We start from the raw sequence: 21,250 nt of genomic DNA, 5'->3' as shown, positions 1-21,250 counted from the left end.
CCGTTGTGACCAGATCGGCTAGTGTGGTCACAACGAGAGGACGCCATGGAACCCCGACGTTCGAGGATCGATCTCGCGCACGCCACGGTCTCCGCGCTGGAATGGCGGCCGGCGGTCGAGACCGGCATCCCCGTCCTGCTCCTGCACGGAGGCGGCGCAGACAGCGCGGAGCTCTCCTGGGGCGAGGTCGGCGCCGTGCTGGCCGATGCCGGACACCGTGTCATCGCTCCTGATCACCCCGGCTTCGGGCACAGCCCACGGGCGGAGTGGTCACTCACCCAGGAACGGCTCGTCCGCCACGTCGCCGACCTGGTCGACACTCTCGGACTCGACGTCTACGCGGTCGCCGGACTCTCCCTCGGCGGCGGCATGACGGTCGGACACCTTCTGGATCAACCGGGACGCGCCCGGTCTGCCATGCTCCTGGGCTGCTACGGGCTGATGCCGCGCCTCGCGGACGGCCTCTTCGGTGCGGCGACCCACTTCTCCTCGTTCCTCCTGCTGCGCTCCGGCCTCCTCCCGGCGATGACACGCTCTTACGCCCGCAACCCCTCCGCGATGGAACGCGGGCTCCGGGACCTGGTGCGGGACCCGCAGTCGAGGACGCCCGAGCTCGTCGAGGCCGTGCTCGCCGAGGCGGCCTCTGGGACGGGGCTGGAGGTCTTCGGCGAGTGGCAGCGCGAACAGGTGCTGTGGAACCGACTGCGCACCGTCTACACGGACCGCCTTTCGACGATCCGGACGCCCACGCTCCTCGTGCACGGCGATCACGACAGCGGTGTGCCCTTCGCCCGCATCCAGACGGCTGCCGAGCTGCTGCCGGTCGGCTCGCTGCTCGCCGTCTCCGGCGCCGGCCACTGGGTGCAGCGCGACCGACCCGACCTCGTCATCCCGGCGATGCTCGAACACCTGAGGAGGGACGACGATGCCCAGACCACGCGTCCCGAATAGGCGCGAGCGCATTCTCGACGCCGCCGAGGCCCTCGTGCTCGGCAGCGGATTCGATGCGATGAGCGTCGCCGCTATCGCCGGTCACGCCGGCATCGGCAAGGGCGCCGTGTACCTGGAGTTCGCCGGCAAGCGCGACATCCTCGACGCGCTGCTGATCCGTGGGAACACGCGGATGGCCGAGCGGGTCCGCCGTGAACTCGGAGATCACCCGCGTCTCAGTGACGCATGTCGGGAGACCGCTCGGGCGCTGCTCGACGACCCCCTGATGACTGCCGCCTTCCTCGACGACCAGGGGGTCCTCGGCTCGCATGTCATGGAGGTGACGGACGGCCGGTACCGGGAGCGGCATCACCGGGTCGTCGCCTGGTTCCATGAGCTACAGGAGCGAGGCCTCATCGTCGGGGACGTGGATCCACGCACGCTCGCACTGGCGCTGTCGAGCACGACGATCGGGCTGCTCTCGGCGGCACGACTGCTCGGCCCCCTCGACCCCGCATTGCTGGAGGGAACGATCGACACCATCGGCCGGATGGCCGCGACCTTCGAGACGGAGCGATGATGCATCGGGAGACGTTCGGGCAAGCGGGCGAGGCTCCACTGCTGCTGCTCCACGGCGGCGGGGTGGCCGGATGGATGTGGGAGCCGATGCGCACACACCTTCCGCCTGGTGGGCGAGTCATCGTGCCGGACCTCCCCGGCCACGGTCGCAGCGCGGATGAGACGTACATCTCCCACAACGCGACGGTGGACGCTCTCGCAAGCCTCCTCGAGGGCGAGCGACGGCCGGCGACGGTCGTGGGTTTCTCGCTCGGGGCGCAGCTCGCCGTACTTCTCGCCGCCCGGAGACCCGACCTGGTCGAGAGTGCGGTGGTGATCAGCGCGCAGGCCGCGCCCCTGCGCGCGGTGCGACCGACCCTGGCACTGTTGGGTGCGACCGCGGGGCTCGCGAAGAACGAGCGCTTCGCCCGACTGCAGGCGCGGGAGCTCTTCGTGCCAGAGGCGCATCTGGACGACTATCTGCAGACATCGTCGACCATGTCCCGCGAGACGCTGCTCAATGCGGTCGAGGAGAACCTGCGTTTCGTGCCGCCCGCGGGGTGGCCGAGGTTCCCGGGAGCCGCTCTGATCCTGGTCGGCTCCGCGGAGAAGAAGCTCATGAGCCGTTCCGCCACGGCGCTGCACGAAGCTCTCCCTCACAGCGTGCTCGAAGTGGTCGACGGATGCGGCCACGGCATCCCGTTGCAGCGGCCGCTGTGGCTCGCGCAGCGCCTCGACGCCATGCGGGGCGGCGCCAGTGGTTGACCGTTCCCGAGCTGGTTCAGCTCGGGCAGACTCCCTTGTCCTGAAGGGACGCGTCGGTGACGATCGCTCCGTTGACGTCGATGTCGATCACGGCCGAATCGTCCACGATCTCGAGTCCGGTGAGAGTGAGACCGGCGGGAAGCTGATCGGCGATGCACACACGCTGCGGCTGCGTCAGCCCCTCACCGAGCGAGCCCAGCGAGGAGCCGACCTTGTCGAGGTCGATGTCGAGCTCGCCGATGCTCGCGGCAACGGGGGTGAGCTCGAGGTCTCCGTCGACCGCTCCGGGCGTGAGGGTCAGTGACAGCGGCACGGCGGCGCCGAACACGTTGATCGATCCGCTCACGGTGGCGTTCGGCGCGTCGAAGGCGACCGTATCGACCGGCAGATCCGTGCCGGCGAGCAGCGAGGTGAACTCCGCCTGATCGATGCGGATCGTACCCGTGGCGCCACCGAGGTCGCCGCCACGCAGGGGGACTCCGCTCGCCGTGACATCCGCAGCACCCGTGATCCCCTCCAGAGTCACGGCATCCGTCGACAGATGCAGCGTGTCCAGAGTGCCGCCGATCAGCTGAGGAAGCAGGAGCCCCTCCGTCTCCACCTCGAGCTGCTGGTCAGCGGGAAGATCGAGCTGCTCGACGACGATCGACCTCACGATCCCGGGCAGCACCGCACGTGCGATGAACTCGGCCGCGACGACGAGCAGCGCCAGCAGGATGACCACGACCAACAGCACCCACGGCCAGCGGCGACGCTTCCGCGGCGGTGCCTGCTCCTCGCTCGCCGAGGCGGCGCCGGGGATCACGAGCGTCGGATGCTCGGCCGCACTGTCCGGGTACGGCAGGGTGTGGTTGTCGTCGCTCATGTCTGCCATCCTGCCGTACCGGAACGGGCGGCAGCGCGAACTACTTGCGCTCGGGTGCGCTCACGCCCAGCAGATCGAGGCCGTTGCGGAAGACCTGGCCGGCAGCGTCGTTCAACCACAGACGGGTGCGGTGCACGCTCTCGATCGGGTCGTCGCCCTGCGGGATCACTCGGCAGTTGTCGTACCACCGGTGGTAGAGGCCCGCCAGTTCCTCGAGGTAGCGCGCGACCCGGTGCGGCTCGCGCATCTCGGCGGCGAACGCGACGATCCGCGGGAACTCCTGCAGCGCCCCGAGCAGAGCCGCCTCGGACTCGTGCGTGAGCGTCTCGGGGGCGAACTCGGAGCGGTCGACGCCCGAGTCCGCGGCGTTCCGCGCGACGTTGTGGGTGCGGGCATGCGCGTACTGGACATAGTGCACCGGGTTGTCGTTGGTGCGCTTCTGCAGCAGCTCGGGGTCGAGGTCGAGCGGCGAATCCGCGGGCGAGCGCTCGAGCGAGTAGCGGAGCGCGTCGGTGCCGAGCCAGTCGAGGAGGTCGTCCATCTCGATGATGTTTCCGGCGCGCTTGCTGAGGCGGGCGCCGTTGATCGACACCATCTGGCCGATCAGCACCTCGACGTTCTTCTCCGGGTCCTCCCCGGCAGCACCGGCGACCGCCTTGAGGCGGTGCACGTAGCCGTGGTGGTCGGCTCCGAGCAGGTAGATCTTGTTCTGGAACCCGCGGTCCCCCTTGTTGAGGTAATACGCGGCGTCGGCGGCGAAGTAGGTGTACTCGCCGTTGGAGCGGCGGATCACACGGTCCTTGTCGTCGCCGAAGTCCGTCGTGCGCACCCAGACGGCACCCTCGTGGTCGAAGACGTGTCCCTGCTCGCGCAGACGGTCGACGGCCTGATCGATCAGGCTCGCGCCGGACGCATCCTTCTCGTGCAGGGTGCGCTCGGAGAACCACACGTCGAACGGCACGTTGAAACGGTCGAGCGAGTTCTTGATCTCGGCGAGCTGGAACTCGTAGGCGAGCTCGAGTGCGACGAGCAGCTGCTCGGCTTCCGGCAACTGCAGCAGGTCGGGGCGCACTTCGAGCACGCGACCTGCGAGTGTCGTGATGTACTCGCCCGGGTAGCCACCCTCGGGGGTGGGCTCGCCCTTCGCCGCGGCGAGCACGGAGACGGCGAAACGCTCCATCTGCGCACCGGCATCGTTGATGTAGTACTCGCGAACGGCATGTGCTCCGCTGGCGAGGAGAAGACGCACTATCGAGTCGCCGAGCGCAGCCCAACGCGTGTGGGCGATGTGGAGCGGCCCGGTGGGGTTGGCGGAGACGAACTCGACGTTGACGCTCACACCTTCCTGCGAGGAGTTCGTACCGTAAGCGGCGCCGGCGTCGACGATGACCTTCGCCAGCGCGCCGGCGGCTGCCGCATCCAGACGGATGTTGATGAACCCCGGGCCGGCGACCTCGGCACTCGCGACGCCGTCGACCTCGGAGAGCCCGACCGCGATCTGCTGTGCGAGCTCCCGCGGATTCGTGCCGAGCGGCTTCGCCAGACGCATTGCGATGTTCGAAGCCCAGTCGCCGTGGTCTCGGTTGCGCGGACGCTCGAGGACGATGTCGGATGCAGCGAGCTCCAGCGGCTCGCCGGGACGTCGTTCCTCGGCAATCGGGGCGAGGACGGCGAGGAGGGCTTCGGCGAGCGTTTCGGGATTCATAGCCTCCCCAGTTTACGGGCCGCGGACGACCCGGCCGACGGCAGGGAGCGCGCCGAATTCGCAATCAGGCTCCGGTGATCTACTCTCATGCCATGAAGCCCCTCGCCACCCGCCGTCGGCTGGGCGCCGCAGGCATCGTCTTCGCTCTGCTCCTCGCCGTCGCGGCAGGTGTCGTCGGGGTGTGGCGGCCGTGGACCCCGGTGCCGTCCGCCGCGCCGATCGGAGCCGCCGCCGACGGCAGCGCAGGAGCGCCCGCGATGATCGCTCCGCCGCCGCTCGCCCTGCCGGATCACCCGACCGTGCTGGTCTTCGGCGACTCCTGGACCTACGGCTCCGCGGCGACGGTTCCGACTCTCGGTTACGCCTATCTGCTGGCCGACCTGCTCGGTGGCGAGACGATCGTCGACGGCGTCCGCGGTAGCGGGTACCTCAAGCCCGGGCTCGACGGCCCGACCTTCGGAGAACGCATCGCCCTTCTCGATCTGACTCTCACGCCGGACCTCGTGATCATCCAGGGCTCGATCAACGACCGGGCATCGGGTGCTGCCGGCTATCGGGAGGCGGTGACCGCTGCCTGGGACGCACTGACCACGACCTACCCGGATGCCACGATCGTCGTGCTGGGTCCGGCTCCGCACGAGCTGCCGGTGGGGGCGGCGACAGCACGCATCGACGTGGATCTGTCCGAACTCGCGGCCGCTCGCGGCTGGTGGTACATCTCCCCCGTCGCCCAGCACTGGATCACCGACCAGAACTACCTCGACGTGATCGACGTGGACCTCGGGCGCAAGCATCCCTCGGCAGAAGGACATCGCTACCTGGCCGAGAAGGTCGCTGCCGCGCTCGACGAGCTGCGCGCAGCCCCTGTCACCGAGGCCGGTGGGTCGGAGACCACCTCCGACGAGTGATATTGTCGATCGGTACGCCTCCGTAGCTCAGTGGATAGAGCGCCGGTTTCCGGTACCGTAGGTCGCAGGTTCGACTCCTGTCGGGGGCACACACCAAAAACCCCGCCCGAATGGGCGGGGTTTTCTGCGTCCAGCCGCGGACTCCCCCCGTCCGGAGTGTTCGTCGCAATCGACGTCGATTCGCGGGAAGCTGGGGCATGAGGTTTCTCCGCTTGCTGTGGCGCTATCCGGCGATCACGACCACCGTCCTCGTGTTCGTCGGCGTGCTGATCCTCCACGCGGTCGATGCTGCGGTCATCGGCCGGTGGATCGCCACCGTCTATGTTGCGGCGTTCGTCGTCTGGACCCTCGTCGGGATGGTGCGCGATGTGCTCCGCGGCCACGTCGGGCTCGACATCCTGGCGGTGGTCGCGATGGTCGCGACGCTGGCCGTCGGCGAGTACATCGCCTCGCTCATCATCGTGCTGATGCTCTCCGGTGGCGAGGCTCTCGAGGATTTCGCCGGGCGCCGTGCGAAGCGTGACCTGTCGGCCCTGCTGGATCGCTCTCCTCGCACCGCGCACGTGCTCCTGCATGCGCAGGCCGCGGAATCGGACGAGGCTCGAGACCTCCCCGTGGATCAGGTCGCGGTCGGAGACGTGATCCTCGTGCGCCCGTCGGAGATCGTGCCCGTCGACGGCGTGCTCCTCACCGAGACCGGCACGTTCGATGAGTCATCGCTGACCGGCGAGAGCATGCCCGTGACCCGCGAGTCCGGGGGCGAGGTGCTCTCCGGAGCCATCAACGGCAGCCGCGCCGTACGGATCCAAGCCGTTCGCACGAGTTCCGACAGTCAGTATCAGCAGATCGTCGCGCTCGTGCACGCCGCGGAGGACTCCCACGCCCCTGTGGTGCGGCTCGCCGACCGCTTCGCGATCCCGTTCACCGCCGTCTCGCTCGTGCTGGCCGGCACCGCCTGGGCGATATCCGGTGACGCCACGCGGTTCGCCGAGGTGCTCGTGCTCGCGACGCCGTGCCCACTCCTGATCGCCGCCCCGGTGGCGTTCCTCGGTGGTCTCTCTCGCGCTGCGAAGGCCGGCGTGATCATGAAGGGCGGGGCCGTCATCGAACAGATCGCCCGCGTGCGATCGGCGGCCTTCGACAAGACGGGCACGCTCACTCAAGGACGCCCGGAACTCGTCGACGTCCGGCCCGCGAAGGGCTTCGACGCGGATGAGATCCTGCAGCTCGCCGCCTCGGCGGAGCAGTATTCGACGCACGTGCTCGCCGAGGGCATCCGCCGCGCTGCGGAAGCGCGGGGACTCGCGCTCCGCAGCGCCTCGGAAGCACGGGAGGAGGCCACGAACGGTGTCGTCGCCGAGATCGACGGCCGATCGGTCGTGGTCGGCAAGCCGGCCTACGTGGCCGCTCTCGCGCCCGACACCCTGCGGGCATCCCTGGCACTGAGCCAGGCCGCGGCCTACGTCGCAGTCGACGGACGCTTCGCCGGGGTTCTCGTGCTCGCCGACCACCCGAGGCCTGAAGCAGCGGCTGTCATCTCCTGGCTGCGCACGCACGAAGTGGATCGCGTCGTCATGCTCACGGGCGACGTCGCTCCGACGGCGGAGTCTGTGGCCCATCAGGTGGGCATCTCCGAGATTCATGCCGAGCTGCTTCCGCCCGAGAAGGTCGCTCTCGCCGCCGAGCTGCAACCGCGCCCGATCATGATGGTCGGCGACGGTGTCAACGATGCCCCCGTGCTCGCCGCCGCAGACATCGGCGTCGCCATGGGAGCGAAGGGAGCGACCGCGGCGGGTGATGCCGCTGATGTCGTGATCCTCGTCGACTCGTTGGCGAAGCTCGTCGATGCGGTGTCGATTGGTCGCCACACGCTGCGAGTCGCCCTCACCGCGATCTGGATCGGGATAGGCCTGAGCATCGGCCTCATGATCGTCGCGATGACCGGGCTCATCCCCGCGGTCGTCGGGGCCCTGGTCCAGGAGCTGGTCGATCTCGCGACCATCCTCTACGCGCTCCGTGCGCTGAGCGGGCCGTCGACGGTGCTTCCCCCCGCGCCTGCTCGGCCCAGCACGAGGATCGGGGCACCGGCTCCGCAGGGCGCGGCATGAGACGCTCGATCTCCGCCGCTGGTCGTATGCCGACCAGCGACCCGACCGACGCGGCATCTCGCCACCCCGCCTTCAGCCGGATGCGCGTGCGAGAGACGCCCGAGGGTCCCCCGGGTGAATTCCTGCCAAGACCCGCGTTTCGCGAGAGAGCCGCGATTAGCCTGGCCTGAAGCGGGAGCCACCGCGGAGTGGACTCCTGTCATCTACGGCTGAGGGTCGTCGACTCAGCCCTGAACAAAGGGACGTGCCCATGGCCGAACTGATCGTCATCTCCTTCGACACCGAGCCTCAGGCGGAAGGCGCCTACAGCGAGATCCTGTCCCTGCAGAACGACCTCGTCGTCGAACTCGCAGGCCTCGCGCTGGTGAAGGTCGACGAGAACGGCAAGACCAAGGTCGAGCACCCGGGTACGGCAGGGAATGTGGGCGTCGGAGCCGCGGGCGGAGCACTCTTCGGCATGCTCATCGGTCTCCTGTTCTTCGTTCCGATCGCCGGGCTCCTCTTCGGCGGCCTCTTCGGAGCGCTGTTCGCCGGCCTCGACAAGTCCGGGATCGACGCGGAGTTCCGCGACCGCGTCAAGAGCGCCGTCTCCGCGGGCAAGTCGGCCGTGGTCGTGTACGCCACGAAGATCACCGAAGACAAGTTCGCCGCCGCGCTCGCGCCATTCAACGGCACCGTCGTGCAGACCTCCCTCTCGGCCGAAGACGAGAGGGCACTCATCCACGACCTCGGTGGCGCCCAGAGCTGACTCCACGTCGACACCGGGCACGCATCGGGTTCCGCCCGCTCCTGCCGCGCTCGGTGTCGACGAAGGAACCGCCCTGCCCCTCACCCCTCGGAACCCCTGACACAGCTGCCTGCCGAAAGGACCATCGCATGACCTCCTCCCTCCCCGGGCGCCTCGCAGACGTCGAGATCGACAGTGACATCCCTGTCCGTTCCTCCCTTCCGCTGATCTTCGATGAGTTGGACTACCAGCTCGCCTGCCAGACCTACCTCTGGGCGCTGCCCCTGGTCTCTTATGCCCAATGGAAGACGCAGCACTACGACGTCTTCGGAGCGACGAGCAGCGATCTCGTGCGCTACCTGAGCTATCGCGACCGTCTCGGCCTGATCACCGCCAACGCGACGACCCCCTACATCCTCAACTTCTTCGACCTCTCGGAGACCGGCCCCCTCGTCATCGAGCTTCCCGCCGGTCCGACGGCCGGGGGCGTCTCCGACTTCTGGCAGCGCGAGGTCGGGGCGATGGGCGAGATGGGCCCGGACCGCGGCGAGGGCGGGAAGTACGTCATCCTCGCCCCCGACGTCAGCGAGCCGGAAGACCTCGGCAGGGACTTCCGCGTCCTCCGCTCGTCGGGCGTGAACATCATGTTCGGGTTCCGAACTCTCGACCCCGACCCGGCACGAGCAGACGCGCTCGTGAAATCGGTGCGCATCTATCCGTTCGCCGAACGCGAGCACCCGGCTCCGACGCGGATCGTGTCCCCCGATGGCCGCGCATGGAGCGGCGATCAACCTCGCGGTCTCGACTACTGGAGGCGTCTCCACGCGATCTATCAGACGGAGGTCGTCGACGAACGCGATCGCTTCTTCCTCGCCATGCTCAAGCAGCTGGGAATCGAGAAGGGGAAGCCGTTCGAGCCCGATGCGCGGCTCACACGTATCCTCGAGCACGGGGCCGCTGCGGGCGAGCTCATGGCTCAGGCGAACACCTTCGCGAAGCGTTTCGACCAGGGCTCGTACTGGCCGGATCGGGCCTGGGAACTCGCCATCGTGCTCGACAACTCGGCGCAGCGGGGCGACGGCTATGACGAGCTGCTCGAGCGCGCGTCCTGGTTCTACGAGGCGGTCTCCTTCTCCGAGGCGATGAAGAGCACGACTCCCGGCGTCGGGCAGGCGTATCTCGGTTCGTACACCGATGGTGCGAGCGCGTGGCTGGACGGAGGCCGAGACTACGCGCTGCATGTTCCGGCAGGTGTTCCCGCCACGCTCTTCTGGTCGGCCACCGTCTACGACGTCACCACCCGCTGTCTGATCGACAATGCCCAGCAGCGTGGCGACCGCGGGTCCCGCGACGCAGACCTCGTCGTCAACGACGACGGATCGGTCGACCTGTACTTCGGCCCCGCTGAGCCCGCGGAGGGCCCGACGAACTGGGTCCAGACCATCCCCGGACGGCACTGGTTCTCATACTTCCGCCTCTACGGGCCCACCGAGTCGTATTTCGACCGCACCTGGAAACTCGGCGACATCACGCCGCGCTGACATCCGACCCATCTCCCCCCCCATCACGCTGAGCGACGAGAAAGAGGAATCTTCATGACCACCGAACTGCCCGGATCGATCCTGCCGCTTCCTGACCGCGAGTATCAGGGGCCGGTCGTCTTCGACGCGAAGAAGTCGGAGGCCGACTTCCCTCCGCTCGTCGCCAAACGTCCGCCCAAGAGCGCACCCAACGTCCTCGTGATCCTCCTCGACGACGTGGGCTTCGGTGCCTCGAGCGCTTTCGGCGGCCCGATCCACACCCCGACGGCCGAACGCCTTGCGAACGCGGGTCTGAAGTACACCCGATTCCACACGACTGCTCTGTGCTCGCCCACCCGCGCGGCGCTGCTCTCCGGCCGCAACCATCACGCGGTCGGCATGGGGCACATCACCGAGACCGCGACCCCTTCCCCCGGATACCGCTCCACGCGTCCGAACTCCGCCGTTCCGCTACCCGAGATCCTGCGTCAGAACGGCTACAACACCGCTCAGTTCGGCAAGTGCCACGAGGTGCCGGTGTGGGAGACGGGTCCGACGGGACCCTTCGACCACTGGCCTGCCTTCTCGGGTTTCGAGCGGTTCTACGGCTTCATCGGCGGCGAGACGAACCAGTGGACGCCGGCCCTCGTCGATGGGGTCACCGCGGTCGAGCCGCCGACGGACGAGGGCTACCACCTCATGCCCGACCTGGCTGACAAGACCATCGACTACATTCGGCAGCAGAAGAGTCTGACCCCGGACAAGCCCTTCTTCATCTACTTCGCACCCGGCGCGACGCACGCCCCTCATCACGTGCCGAAGGACTGGATCGCGAAGTACAAAGGGGCGTTCGACCACGGCTGGGACGCGCAGCGCGAGCAGACCTTCGCGAAGCAGATCGAACTCGGCGTGATCGCTCCGGACTCGAAGCTCACGGAGCGCCCCGAAGGGCTGCCCGCCTGGGATGACGTCCCGGACGAGCAGAAGCCGATCCTCGCGCACCAGATGGAGGTCTATGCGGCGTTCCTCGAGTACGCCGACTTCCACACCGGACGGGTCATCGACGCGCTGGAAGAGCAGGACATCCTCGATGAGACCCTCGTCTACTACATCATCGGCGACAACGGGGCGAGCGCCGAGGGCGGCATCAACGGCGCCTACATGCTGACGACCGCCTCCAACGGCGGCGGTCAGTTCGAGACCGTCGAGTTCTGGAACGAGCACCTCGACAAGGTCGGCGGCCCGGAGGCGTACAACCACTATTCCGTGGCCTGGGCCCACGCGATGTGCACGCCCTACCAGTGGACGAAGCAGGTGGCGTCGCACTACGGCGGCACGCGCAACGGCACCATCGTGCACTGGCCGAGCGCGATCGAGGGGTCCGGTGAGGTCAGGAACCAGTGGCATCACGTGATCGACCTCGCACCGACGGTCCTCGACGTCGCCGGTCTCGCCGAGCCGCACACGGTGAACGGGGTCACCCAGATCCCGATGCACGGTGTGTCGATGGCCTACAGCTTCAACGCGCCCGATGCCGACGAGCGGCATGTCACCCAGTACTTCGAACTGATGGGCAACCGCGGCATCTACCACAAGGGATGGACGGCGCAGACGAAGCACCGCACTCCCTGGGACGTCGTCTCGAAGGCACCGGACTTCTCGGCCGACGTATGGGAGCTGTACGACACCTCCGTCGACTGGACGCAGTCGAACAACCTGGCGTCCGAGCACCCGGAGAAGCTGGCGGAGATGCAGCAGATGTTCCTGATCGAGGCCGCACGACACAACGTGTTCCCCCTCGACGACCGCGCGGCCGAGCGCATGAACCCGGCCATCGCCGGCCGACCCACGCTCGTCACGGGCGACCGACTGCGGCTGTACCCGGGGATGATCCGCCTCGGAGAGAACGTCGCTCTGAACGTGAAGAACCGCTCGTATTCGGTCACCGCCCAGCTCACGGTCCCCGACGACGGCGCGCTCGAAGGCGCCATCGTCGCGCAGGGCGGCCGCACCGGTGGATGGTCGTTCTTCGCGGAGGACGGCAAGCTCGGGTATCACTACAACTACTGCGGGCTGGTCCGCACGACGGTGCTGTCCGAGTCGACCATCGGCGGCGGCGATCACCTCGTGCGTGCGGAGTTCGCCTACGACGGCGGCGGGATCGGAAAGGGCGGTGAGGTCACACTGTTCATCGATGACGCCGCGGTCGGCTCCGGACGCGTGGAGCACACGCACCCCCTGTACTTCTCTTTCGACGAGGGCATGGATACGGGTGAGGACACCGGCATGCCCGCGTACGAGGGATACAAGGAGTGGGGCGGCAAGTTCAGCGGAACGATCGATTGGGCGGAGGTGGCTCTCGGCACCGATGACCACAACCACCTGGTCGATCCCGAGGAGCACCTGAACGCGGCGCTGCGACACCAGTAGCACGCGCAGAAAAGACAGGAGGGTTCCGTCCGCGCGGACGGGACCCTCCTGTCGTCGACACCGGGCAGCGCGCGAGCCGAACGATCGCCGGGGAGCTCTTCCGCAGCCTGATTCAGGTTCAGCGATCGAGGATCGCGCGGGTCGTGATCTCCGGGCGCAGATCGAGGCGGCGCAGCAGCTGGGCGTTGAGAGCGACGACGATGGTCGACAACGACATCAGGATCGCCCCGACCGACATCGGCAGCACGAAGCCGATCGGTGCGAGCACGCCGGCCGCAAGCGGCACCGAGAGCAGGTTGTAACCGGCGGCCCACCACAGGTTCTGCTTCATCTTCCGATACGCGGCCCGCGAGAGCTCGATGACCGAGAGCACAGAGCGCGGGTCATCGCTTGCGAGGATGACACCGGCGGAGGCGATCGCGACATCCGTGCCGGCTCCGATGGCCAGCCCCACGTCTGCCTGCGCCAGCGCGGGCGCGTCGTTGACGCCGTCGCCGACCATCGCGACCTTGCGCCCCTCGCGCTGCAGCTCCTGCACCTTTGCAGCCTTGTCCTCCGGCCGCACGCCGGCGAAGAACCGGTCGATACCCAGGTCGGCGGCGACCGTCTGCGCGACGGCCTCGGCATCGCCCGTGATCATGACAACCTGCACACCGAGCGCGTGCAGCGCGTCGACGGCCTCCCGGGACTCCGGCCGCACCTCATCGGCGAGTTTCAACGCTCCGATCACGTGCCCGTCCTGAACCACGTGCAGGATGATCGCGCCGTCACCGCGCCACTGCTCGGCGACGGCGAGCTCGTCCGCCTGCTCCTCCGTGAGCAGGTGCGGCCCGCCGACGCGCACGGTCGACCCCTCGACGGTCGCTGTGACCCCGACGGCGGGCGACGACGTGAAGTCGCGGCTGTGCGGCACGGAGAGGTCCTTCTCGGCGGCGGCGCGGACGATCGCCTTCGCGAGCGGGTGCTCGCTGTCGGCTTCGGCAGCGGCGGCGAGCGCCAGCACTCGATCGGCGTCATGCTCGCCGGAGACGGACACCTCCGACACGACGGGTTCACCTTTCGTGAGTGTCCCGGTCTTGTCGAACAGCACGGTGTCGACGGTGCGCATGCTCTCCAGGGCGAGGCGGTCCTTGACCAGCACTCCGCCCCTGGCTGCGCGCTCCGTCGCGATCGAGACGACGAGTGGGATGGCCAGACCGAGTGCGTGCGGGCAGGCGATGACCAGCACGGTGATGGTGCGGATCACGGCGGCGTCGGGGAGACCGACGAGGGTCCAGACGATCGCGGTGATCGCCGCGGATCCCAGCGCGAACCAGAACAGCCAGCCCGCGGCGGTATCCGCGAGGCGTTGGGCCCGCGAGGACGAGCTCTGCGCCTCGGTCACCAGACGCTGAATGCCGGCGAGGGTCGTGTCGTCTCCGGTCGCGGTGATCTCCACCCGGAGCCCGGAGTCCGTGGCGACGGTGCCGGCGGTGACCTGGTCCCCCGTACCGCGTGTGACCGTGCGGGACTCCCCCGTCACCATCGACTCGTCCATCGACGCGCGGCCGTCGACGATCCGCCCATCGGCAGGCACGCTTCCGCCCGGGCGTACGACGACGATGTCGCCGACCGCGAGGTCGGCGGGCGAGACGATGACGACCTGTCCGTCCTGCACTCGCTCGGCCTCGTCCGGAAGGAGTGCGGCGAGCGAGTCGAGCGCAGAGGTGGTCTGCGCGAGCGAGCGCATCTCGATCCAGTGCCCGAGCAGCATGATCACGATGAGGAGAGCCAGCTCCCACCAGAAGTCGAGCTCGTGATGGAGGATGCCGAGACTCGCCCCCCACGATGCGAGGAAGGCCACCGTGATCGCCAGGCCGATGAGCAGCATCATGCCGGGCTTGCGCGCGCGGATCTCACTGACGGCACCGACGAGGAAGGGCTTGCCTCCCCACACGTACATCACGGTTCCCAACACGGGCGACACCCAGGCCAGCCCCGGCACATCGGGGAGCGTGTAGCCGAGGATCATCGCGAACATTCCGGACAGGGCGACGGTCGGCACGGCGAGGGCGAGCATGATCCAGAAGAGCCGGCGGAACTGACCGACGTGGTCGGCGTGCCCTCCGTGTCCCCCGTGGGCGTCGTGCCCTCCGTGGGCGTCATGTCCCCCGTGGGCGTCGTGCCCTCCGTGGGCGTCGTGAGCCGCGTGGACACCCGTCCCGTGCATGTGGTCGGAGTCGTTCGACTCGTGGTGCGGAGTGCTCATTGCCCTCTCCTCCTCGGAATGACGATGCCCGTGCGGGGCCGCGAGTGGCGGGCCCGCACGGGTGAAACGGTCAGGCTGCTGCGGCGTATTTCGCGGGGTCGGCGTCGAAGGCCGGTCCGCATCCTGCGCAGCAGAAGTAGTACCGTGTGCCCTCGTAGTCGCGGTACAGCCCTGCGGCCTCGGCGTCCGCGATGACGACGGCGCTGCCGACCATCACCGGGCACTCTGCCATACCGCCGGCGGGCGGCGCGAGCAGATCCTTGCGTCCGTCGGCGGACACGGCACTGGTGCTGTTCACACTGCAGCAGGAACCTGCGGGGGAATCGGACATGGGGTTCTCCTCTGGGGTATCAACGGATTCCGACGGTGGATGCCGGTGTGGCGCGTTCCCGCGCCGCACCGGTCCCTGCCGGAGAGGGGTCCGCCGCCTGGCTCCGGAAAGAGCGCAGTCGGAGGCTGTTGCCGACGACGAAGACGCTGGAGAACGCCATCGCCGCACCGGCGAGCATGGGGTTGAGCAGCCCGAGGGCTGCGAGAGGGATCGCCGCGACGTTGTACGCGAAGGCCCAGAACAGGTTCCCCTTGATCGTGCCCAGAGTCCTGCGGGAGAGGCGGATGGCGTCTGCGGCACTGCGCAGATCGCCGCGGACGAGGGTGATGTCGCTGGCCTCGATCGCCACATCGGTCCCCGTGCCCATCGCGAGCCCCAGATCGGCCTGCGCGAGAGCCGCGGCGTCGTTCACGCCGTCTCCGACCATCGCGACCACCTTGCCTTCGCTCTGCAGCCGCGTGATCACGTCCACCTTCTCCTTCGGCAGGACCTCGGCGATGACCTCGGTGATGCCGACCTCCGCCGCGATCTGCTCGGCCACCGCCCGGTTGTCGCCGGTGAGGAGGATGGGCGTCAGGCCCAGGCCCTTCAGCTGCGAGATGGCCTGCGCGCTGGTCGGCTTCACAGCGTCGGCGACGACGAGCACGCCTCGCGCCTCACCGTCCCACCCGACCGCGATGGCGGTCTTGCCCTGGCTCTCGGCCTCCGCCTTCGCCGTGGCGAGATCGGCGGGAAGGTGCTGCGACCACTCGGCCAGCAGTGACTCGCGGCCCACGAGCACGGCGTGACCGTCGACCACACCCTGAACGCCCTTGCCTTCGACGTTGACGAAGTCCTCAGGCACGGGAAGCGTACCGATCTCCTGCGTCGCGGCCCTGGCCACGGCCTGCGCGATGGGGTGCTCCGACGCGTCTTCCACGGCGCCCGCCAGCCGCAGCAGCTCGCGCCGGTCGACACCCTGCGCCGCATGCACAGCGGTGAGCGTCATCTTGCCGCTGGTCACGGTACCGGTTTTGTCGAGCACCACCGTATCGACCTTGCGCGTGGATTCGAGCACCTCGGGACCCTTGATGAGGATGCCCATCTGCGCTCCGCGTCCCGTCCCCACCAGTAGAGCCGTCGGGGTGGCGAGGCCCAGCGCGCACGGGCAGGCGATGATGAGCACGGCGACCGCGGCGGTGAAGGCGGCGGATGCCGGGAAGCCCGCTCCCAGCCAGGCGCCGAGCGTGGCGAGCGCGATCGCGATGACGATCGGGACGAATATCCCGGAGACGCGGTCGGCGAGGCGCTGCGCCTCGGCCTTTCCGGTCTGCGCATCCTCGACCATCTGCGCCATCTGCGCCAGTTGGGTGTCGGAACCGACACGCGTCGCACGGACGACCAGACGGCCACCCGCATTGACGGTCGCGCCGGTGACCGCGTCGCCTTCGCCGACCTCGACCGGCACCGACTCGCCGGTCAGCATCGAGGCGTCGACCGCCGACGTCCCCGACACGATGATCCCGTCGGTGGCGATCTTCTCGCCGGGACGCACGACGAACTCGTCGCCGGGTTTCAGGTCGGCCGTGGGGATCCGCGTCTCGACGCCGTCACGGAGAACCGCGACGTCCTTGGCACCGAGTTCGAGCAGTGCGCGCAGTGCTGCGCCCGCCTGGCGCTTGGAACGCTTCTCGAAGTAGCGTCCTGCGAGGATGAACATCGTCACTCCCGCACCCACCTCGAGGTAGATGTTCGCGGCGCCGTCGCTGGGCGCCACGGTCAGCTCGAACGGATGCGTCATGCCGGGCACCCCCGCCGTCCCGAAGAACAGGGCGTAGAGCGACCAGAGCAGCGCCGCGATGGTCCCTATCGAGATCAGCGTGTCCATGGTCGCTGCGCCGTGCCGGAGGTTCGTCCACGCGGCCTTGTGGAACGGCCACGCCGCCCACACGATGACGGGGCCCGCGAGAGCGAGCGAGAGCCACTGCCAGTACGTGAACTGCAGCGCCGGGATCATCGACATGGCGATGACGGGGACGGTCAGGACGATCGAGGCGACGAGCCGGTGCTTGAGGCTCGTCAGTTCGACATCGGGCGCATCGCCCGCGTCATCCTGGCCCGTCTGCACCTCAGGGGTCGGAAGCGCGGCGGTGTAACCGGTCTTCTCGACCTCTGCGATGAGGAGCGCCGGATCGAATCCGGCCGGCGCCGTCACCTTGGCTTTCTCCGTGGCATAGTTCACGGTCGCCATGACGCCGTCGATCCGGTTGAGCTTCTTCTCGATCCTCATCGCGCATGAGGCGCAGGTCATGCCGCCGATCTCCAGCTCCACGCTGGCGTCAGCGGTGGGGATTGCGGACTGCGTGTCCGTCATGATGATCTCCTCGATCCTTGGTGCCGGCATCGGAAGACCCGGCGAGCTCCTGCGAGACGGGTCAGTGCCCGCCGTGGTCGTCTTCGCTCTCGTCCGTGGCGCCCTCCTCGGCGGATGCCCCTGCCTCCAGCACGAACGGCGCCGTGTGCACCTTCCCGTCGACCTGGAAGTCGAGGTAGAGCAGGTAGCGTCCGGCGGTCGGCGCCTGCGCGGTGAAGATCACCTCGGGGCCGGCCACGTCACCGGGTTCGGGCTCGTCGCCGTGCGCGTGGACGTGCAGGTAGGCGAGGTCTCCCTCCCGGAGCGCGACGAGATGACCGAAGGCTCCCAGGTACGGCTCCAGCGTGGTGACGGGTGCTCCGTCGCGACTGACCTCGACGGTCAGCTCACTCCCCGTACCGGCGACGAGGTCGCCGCTGATCGATACGTCGAAGCCGTCGACGCTCGCGGTGGTCTGCATCCCTGCCGGAGGCTTCGGAACGAAGGCGCCCGCGACGTCGACCGTCCGTGAGAGCGTCACGCCCGACCCGCCCGACGCCGTGAAGTCCGCGTAGACACGATAGGTGCCCGCCGCATCCCAGTGCCATGGCAGCGACCACGTGCCCGTGTGCGAGTCCAGCTCGGGGTGGACATGCCGGTACTCGCTGCCGTCGCTGCGCACCACGATGAGGTGGAGCTGCTTGCCGTGGGCGGTCTCGTACGCGGTGACCCACTCCCCGACCGCATCGCGGATCCGGAAGGTCAGTTCCCCCTCGACTCCTGTCTCCCCCGGTGCGCTGATCGCCTCGATGACGTAGCCGGATGCGGCGATCGTCACTCCACTCACGTCTGTCCCCTCGTCTTCTTCGTCTTCCGCGTTCGATGCCGCTTCTTCCGCGGGCCGCAATTCATGGCCGTCGCCGCCTCGCTCCATCCAGGAGGCCACGGCGCTGTCCGGCACGATGGCGCCGGCCGCCGCGAACGCGACGCCGAACACCACCACGAGACCCGCACCGTAGAGACCGAGACGGCCTGCGGTGTTCATCAGGCCCGTACTGCCTGGTAGCCCGCGTCGTCGACAGCCGCGAGGATCGCGGCGTCATCGAGGGGCTCCGCACTCGTGACGACGAGCTTGCCGGTCTGAGCGCTGACGTCGATCGAGTCGACGCCGGGAATCTGGCTGACTTCGCCGCGGATCGCGACCTCGCAGTGACCGCAGCTCATTCCGCTCACCTGGTATTCACTGGTGCTCATGACGGTTCCTCTCTCGATTCTGCATACCCGGGTGGGGTACTTCTTCGTCTCAACCCTATACCCTCCCAGGGTATTCCTGCGAACGAGGATCGCGACGCGACGGCGTGCTTCCTCACCCACGCGGGGTGACCGACACCTGTCGGAGACACGGCCGAATGCCACTCTGGAGCTTCTGCCGGCACTCGATGAGACGCGAGGATCAGTCATGACCGCTCACCCCTCTCTGCCCTCCTGGCGCGACACCCGAACGCGCAGAGAGATCGAGACTTTCGTCGCCTCGGTCGCCGAGGGGCCTGATGCCGTGCCCGTCGAAGAACGCGTCGCGGTGTTCGACAACGACGGGACCCTGTGGTCGGAGAAACCGATGGTCACGCAGCTGCACTACGTCGTGGAGCAGTGGCGGGCGGCCGCGGAACGCACTCCCGAGCTCGCTGCGCGGCAGCCCTATCTCGCTGCCGTGAGCGGCGATTACGGATGGCTGGGAACGGCGATCGACAAGCATTACGGCGGCGATGACTCCGACCTCAAGATCATCATCCAGTCGCTCGTCGGGCTCACGGACGGGATGAGCGTCGAGGACTACGCGAGCTCCGTCGAAGAGTTCTACCGCACGGCGCAGCATCCGACCCTCAAACGCCCGTACTCGGACGCCGTCTACCAGCCGATGGTCGAGCTGCTCCGGTATCTGGAATACCACGGGTTCACGTGCTACATCGTCTCGGGCGGCGAACGTGATTTCATGCGTCCCATGACACAGGCGAACTACGGGATCCCGCCGGAGCGAGTGGTCGGATCCGCCTTCGGGCTCAGGTGGGACGACAGCGATGCGACCGTGCGATACTCCTCCTCACTCGCCTTCTTCGACGACGGCCCCGAGAAGCCCATCCGGATCTGGACCCGTATCGGCCGGCGACCGCTGTTCGTCGGCGGCAACTCCAACGGCGACACGGCGATGATGGATTTCGCTCGCCGCGGGCCCCGGCCCGGATTCGCGATCCTGGTCCACCATGACGACCCGTCTCGCGGCGACACGCCCTACGACGCAGGGGCGGAGAAGGCTCTCGCTGCTGCGGCGGACCGCGGATACACGGTGGTGAGCGTCAGGGACGACTGGGAGACCGTGTTCCCCGAATCCTCCTCCGGAGCAGGAGAACCCTGAAGCTCCGCAGGAACGCCGGTCATGGTCCCTTCGTGGGAACCACACCATCCAGGTCCGCGGGCTCGCCGACCACGACGTCCTCTTCGGCGACCGCCGGGTCTTCGACCGCTGATTCGTGCAAGACGGAACCGGGACGACGCAACAGCTCGACGACGATCGCGAAGACGAGGAGCCCGACAGTCACGCCGGCCACCGTGCCGAACGACACCGGGCGCGTCACCATGAGGATGAGCAGCGCGAGAGCCATTCCAACGATGAGGATCGGGCCGTGGAAGCGGTCGACCGACAGACCGAACCGTCCGGTCGACAACCCGCGTCGCTCCCACGTGCTCCGGATCCCGGCGAACCCGCTCTCCAGGACGCCACGGGTCGCGAGCGCACTGCGGCTCGAACCGGCGAGCCAGGCCCAGACGGCGACCAGCACCCCGACCAGGGCCAGGGCCACGATGGTCGAGCTCAGCAGCGAGGTCACTTCGTCGAACAGCGACTGCGCCGCAGCGGCGGTCATGATCGACGGGCTCACAGCGCCGATGAAGAACGTCCGGCCGATGCCCATCCCGGCGGAGAGAAGGAGGAAGGCGACCGCGAAGCCCGCGCTCGTCCAGAAGAGCGCACGCGGACGGTTGCGTGCGATCACTACGCCGACGACCACCAGTCCGAGCACCACCCAGGGAAGCCAGAACCCGGCGGCCACCGCGATCTGATAGGTCGTCCGCACGAGGACGAGGGCGTCGGCCTGCGCGACGGGGATGGACCTGTCGATCTCCGGGATGAGGTCGGCGAATCCGACGCCGCGCTCCGACAGGGCCGTCTTGACCCTGTCGACGATCAGACCCAGATCGATCGACAGCACGCCGTCATCCGCGAGCTGGAGCGCCGTGTCCGGACTGTTCTGCATGATCGCCACGGCGCGCTCATGGGTGAAGCGCAGCGACTGGGCCCAGATATCGGCGAACTGGTCGGAAGCCACGACGTCGTGGATGACGCCGTCGATGAGCGAGGTCAAGCCGCTGGCCGCGGGAACCTCCAGGAGCGAGAGCGCGGACGCGGCGCGGGGCGGAAGGTCGAGCTCGCGCAGGCCGTCGAACACCTCGCCGACGACCGCGTCGAGGTCGACCTGCTCGTGGATGGCGGAGCTGACCTGGTCGGCGACGAAGTCCTGCACGTCGGGGTCCTCCGCCAGAGGGGCGAAGGTCGCGACGAACCGGTCGGCATCGACGAGCTGAAGGCGAGCCCATGTCCCCATCGCCGCGATCGGTGCGAGGAGCACCGCGACCGCGAGGACGATCCCGGCGACGATGCTTCTGCCCACCGGGCGGCGGCGAGGCTTCTTGAGCGTCTCGTTCTCCTGCTCGAGGAGAAGGACACGGGCACGCAGATCATCCAGTTCGCTCATTCGTTCTCTCTCCT

At 68.3% G+C, this 21,250-nt stretch carries 17 protein-coding genes and 1 tRNA gene; 10 read left to right on the top strand and 8 right to left on the bottom strand.

The features are described 5' to 3' along the window. The first annotated feature begins 45 nt into the window (after positions 1-45). From CQ045_RS01480 to CQ045_RS01470, 3 genes are read left to right on the top strand one after another with little or no spacing between them, the layout of a single operon-like run. Positions 46-951, top strand: a complete 906-nt coding sequence (locus CQ045_RS01480) for an alpha/beta fold hydrolase (RefSeq protein WP_105720922.1) — start codon at positions 46-48, stop codon at positions 949-951. Further along, the gene (locus CQ045_RS01475; RefSeq protein ID WP_105720921.1) at positions 926-1,510 is read left to right on the top strand and encodes a TetR/AcrR family transcriptional regulator; all 585 of its coding nucleotides are present in this window, start codon (positions 926-928) and stop codon (positions 1,508-1,510) included. Before CQ045_RS01480 ends, CQ045_RS01475 begins: the two co-directional genes overlap by 26 nt. After that, complete coding sequence (locus tag CQ045_RS01470) at positions 1,507-2,253, top strand: alpha/beta fold hydrolase (protein WP_258130883.1); 747 nt, start codon at positions 1,507-1,509, stop codon at positions 2,251-2,253. Before CQ045_RS01475 ends, CQ045_RS01470 begins: the two co-directional genes overlap by 4 nt. Before the next feature lie 16 nt (positions 2,254-2,269). Here the strand turns inward: CQ045_RS01470 and CQ045_RS01465 are convergent, their stop codons facing one another. Then, entirely contained in the window at positions 2,270-3,118 is an 849-nt protein-coding gene (locus CQ045_RS01465; RefSeq protein ID WP_105720920.1) for a DUF2993 domain-containing protein, read from the bottom strand. A 40-nt stretch (positions 3,119-3,158) separates the two neighbouring features. Beyond that, the gene (gene argS, locus CQ045_RS01460) at positions 3,159-4,823 is read right to left on the bottom strand and encodes an arginine--tRNA ligase (protein WP_105720919.1); all 1,665 of its coding nucleotides are present in this window, start codon (positions 4,821-4,823) and stop codon (positions 3,159-3,161) included. A gap of 92 nt (positions 4,824-4,915) precedes the next feature. On the opposite strand from argS, the gene CQ045_RS01455 reads away from it, so the two are divergent. The 6 genes from CQ045_RS01455 (at position 4,916) to CQ045_RS01430 (ending at position 12,516) form a co-directional block, all read left to right on the top strand. Continuing rightward, positions 4,916-5,731 (top strand): SGNH/GDSL hydrolase family protein, encoded by an 816-nt coding sequence (locus CQ045_RS01455; RefSeq protein WP_258130882.1) that lies wholly within the window; start codon positions 4,916-4,918, stop codon positions 5,729-5,731. Between the two features lie 16 nt (positions 5,732-5,747). After that, a tRNA-Arg gene (locus tag CQ045_RS01450) sits at positions 5,748-5,820 on the top strand. A gap of 108 nt (positions 5,821-5,928) precedes the next feature. Continuing rightward, positions 5,929-7,839: a heavy metal translocating P-type ATPase gene (locus CQ045_RS01445; protein WP_105720917.1), complete on the top strand. Its 1,911-nt coding sequence runs from the start codon at positions 5,929-5,931 to the stop codon at positions 7,837-7,839. A 250-nt stretch (positions 7,840-8,089) separates the two neighbouring features. Next, positions 8,090-8,587 (top strand): DUF1269 domain-containing protein, encoded by a 498-nt coding sequence (locus tag CQ045_RS01440; RefSeq protein ID WP_105720916.1) that lies wholly within the window; start codon positions 8,090-8,092, stop codon positions 8,585-8,587. 128 nt (positions 8,588-8,715) lie between these two features. After that, positions 8,716-10,107, top strand: coding sequence for a DUF1254 domain-containing protein (locus tag CQ045_RS01435; RefSeq protein WP_105720915.1), 1,392 nt, complete (start codon positions 8,716-8,718; stop codon positions 10,105-10,107). Positions 10,108-10,161: 54 nt separating this feature from the next. Beyond that, complete coding sequence (locus CQ045_RS01430; protein ID WP_105720914.1) at positions 10,162-12,516, top strand: arylsulfatase; 2,355 nt, start codon at positions 10,162-10,164, stop codon at positions 12,514-12,516. A gap of 118 nt (positions 12,517-12,634) precedes the next feature. Here the strand turns inward: CQ045_RS01430 and CQ045_RS01425 are convergent, their stop codons facing one another. The 5 genes from CQ045_RS01425 to CQ045_RS01405 all read right to left on the bottom strand — a co-directional run bounded on the left by CQ045_RS01425 (position 12,635) and on the right by CQ045_RS01405 (position 18,681). After that, complete coding sequence (locus CQ045_RS01425) at positions 12,635-14,764, bottom strand: heavy metal translocating P-type ATPase (protein WP_105720913.1); 2,130 nt, start codon at positions 14,762-14,764, stop codon at positions 12,635-12,637. A gap of 70 nt (positions 14,765-14,834) precedes the next feature. Then, positions 14,835-15,095 carry a YHS domain-containing protein gene (locus CQ045_RS01420; protein ID WP_105720912.1) on the bottom strand — a complete coding sequence of 87 codons (261 nt, stop codon included), beginning with the start codon at positions 15,093-15,095 and terminating at the stop codon, positions 14,835-14,837. A 19-nt stretch (positions 15,096-15,114) separates the two neighbouring features. Continuing rightward, the gene (locus CQ045_RS01415) at positions 15,115-17,448 is read right to left on the bottom strand and encodes a cation-translocating P-type ATPase (protein WP_105720911.1); all 2,334 of its coding nucleotides are present in this window, start codon (positions 17,446-17,448) and stop codon (positions 15,115-15,117) included. A 61-nt stretch (positions 17,449-17,509) separates the two neighbouring features. Beyond that, a complete protein-coding gene (locus CQ045_RS01410) occupies positions 17,510-18,472 on the bottom strand; it encodes a heavy metal-binding domain-containing protein (protein WP_105720910.1) in 963 nt (320 codons plus the stop codon). Beyond that, positions 18,472-18,681, bottom strand: coding sequence for a heavy-metal-associated domain-containing protein (locus CQ045_RS01405; protein WP_105720909.1), 210 nt, complete (start codon positions 18,679-18,681; stop codon positions 18,472-18,474). Before CQ045_RS01405 ends, CQ045_RS01410 begins: the two co-directional genes overlap by 1 nt. Before the next feature lie 205 nt (positions 18,682-18,886). Here CQ045_RS01405 and CQ045_RS01400 point away from each other — a divergent pair, with 205 nt between their 5' ends. Further along, positions 18,887-19,840 (top strand): HAD family phosphatase, encoded by a 954-nt coding sequence (locus tag CQ045_RS01400; protein ID WP_105720908.1) that lies wholly within the window; start codon positions 18,887-18,889, stop codon positions 19,838-19,840. A 19-nt stretch (positions 19,841-19,859) separates the two neighbouring features. On the opposite strand, the gene CQ045_RS01395 is transcribed toward CQ045_RS01400, so the two are convergent. Then, complete coding sequence (locus CQ045_RS01395; protein WP_258130879.1) at positions 19,860-21,236, bottom strand: hypothetical protein; 1,377 nt, start codon at positions 21,234-21,236, stop codon at positions 19,860-19,862. Positions 21,237-21,250 lie beyond the last annotated feature (14 nt).

This window comes from Microbacterium sp. MYb66, assembly GCF_002979435.1.
Lineage (GTDB): Bacteria > Actinomycetota > Actinomycetes > Actinomycetales > Microbacteriaceae > Microbacterium.
The sequence above is the reverse complement of the archived record's forward strand: the minus strand, read 5'-3'. Positions and strand labels throughout refer to the sequence as shown.

What these genes read in the sequence shown, in the direction of transcription:
- CQ045_RS01470 (WP_258130883.1), top strand. Translation starts at nt 1,507, where the DNA reads ATGATGCATCGGGAGACGTTCGGGCAAGCGGGCGAGGCTCCACTGCTG.
- CQ045_RS01395 (WP_258130879.1), bottom strand. Translation starts at nt 21,236, where the DNA reads ATGAGCGAACTGGATGATCTGCGTGCCCGTGTCCTTCTCCTCGAGCAG.
- CQ045_RS01445 (WP_105720917.1), top strand. Translation starts at nt 5,929, where the DNA reads ATGAGGTTTCTCCGCTTGCTGTGGCGCTATCCGGCGATCACGACCACC.
- CQ045_RS01475 (WP_105720921.1), top strand. Translation starts at nt 926, where the DNA reads ATGCCCAGACCACGCGTCCCGAATAGGCGCGAGCGCATTCTCGACGCC.
- CQ045_RS01415 (WP_105720911.1), bottom strand. Translation starts at nt 17,448, where the DNA reads ATGACGGACACGCAGTCCGCAATCCCCACCGCTGACGCCAGCGTGGAG.
- CQ045_RS01430 (WP_105720914.1), top strand. Translation starts at nt 10,162, where the DNA reads ATGACCACCGAACTGCCCGGATCGATCCTGCCGCTTCCTGACCGCGAG.
- CQ045_RS01435 (WP_105720915.1), top strand. Translation starts at nt 8,716, where the DNA reads ATGACCTCCTCCCTCCCCGGGCGCCTCGCAGACGTCGAGATCGACAGT.
- CQ045_RS01465 (WP_105720920.1), bottom strand. Translation starts at nt 3,118, where the DNA reads ATGAGCGACGACAACCACACCCTGCCGTACCCGGACAGTGCGGCCGAG.
- CQ045_RS01405 (WP_105720909.1), bottom strand. Translation starts at nt 18,681, where the DNA reads ATGAGCACCAGTGAATACCAGGTGAGCGGAATGAGCTGCGGTCACTGC.
- CQ045_RS01410 (WP_105720910.1), bottom strand. Translation starts at nt 18,472, where the DNA reads ATGAACACCGCAGGCCGTCTCGGTCTCTACGGTGCGGGTCTCGTGGTG.
- CQ045_RS01420 (WP_105720912.1), bottom strand. Translation starts at nt 15,095, where the DNA reads ATGTCCGATTCCCCCGCAGGTTCCTGCTGCAGTGTGAACAGCACCAGT.
- CQ045_RS01440 (WP_105720916.1), top strand. Translation starts at nt 8,090, where the DNA reads ATGGCCGAACTGATCGTCATCTCCTTCGACACCGAGCCTCAGGCGGAA.
- argS (WP_105720919.1), bottom strand. Translation starts at nt 4,823, where the DNA reads ATGAATCCCGAAACGCTCGCCGAAGCCCTCCTCGCCGTCCTCGCCCCG.
- CQ045_RS01400 (WP_105720908.1), top strand. Translation starts at nt 18,887, where the DNA reads ATGACCGCTCACCCCTCTCTGCCCTCCTGGCGCGACACCCGAACGCGC.
- CQ045_RS01480 (WP_105720922.1), top strand. Translation starts at nt 46, where the DNA reads ATGGAACCCCGACGTTCGAGGATCGATCTCGCGCACGCCACGGTCTCC.
- CQ045_RS01455 (WP_258130882.1), top strand. Translation starts at nt 4,916, where the DNA reads ATGAAGCCCCTCGCCACCCGCCGTCGGCTGGGCGCCGCAGGCATCGTC.
- CQ045_RS01425 (WP_105720913.1), bottom strand. Translation starts at nt 14,764, where the DNA reads ATGAGCACTCCGCACCACGAGTCGAACGACTCCGACCACATGCACGGG.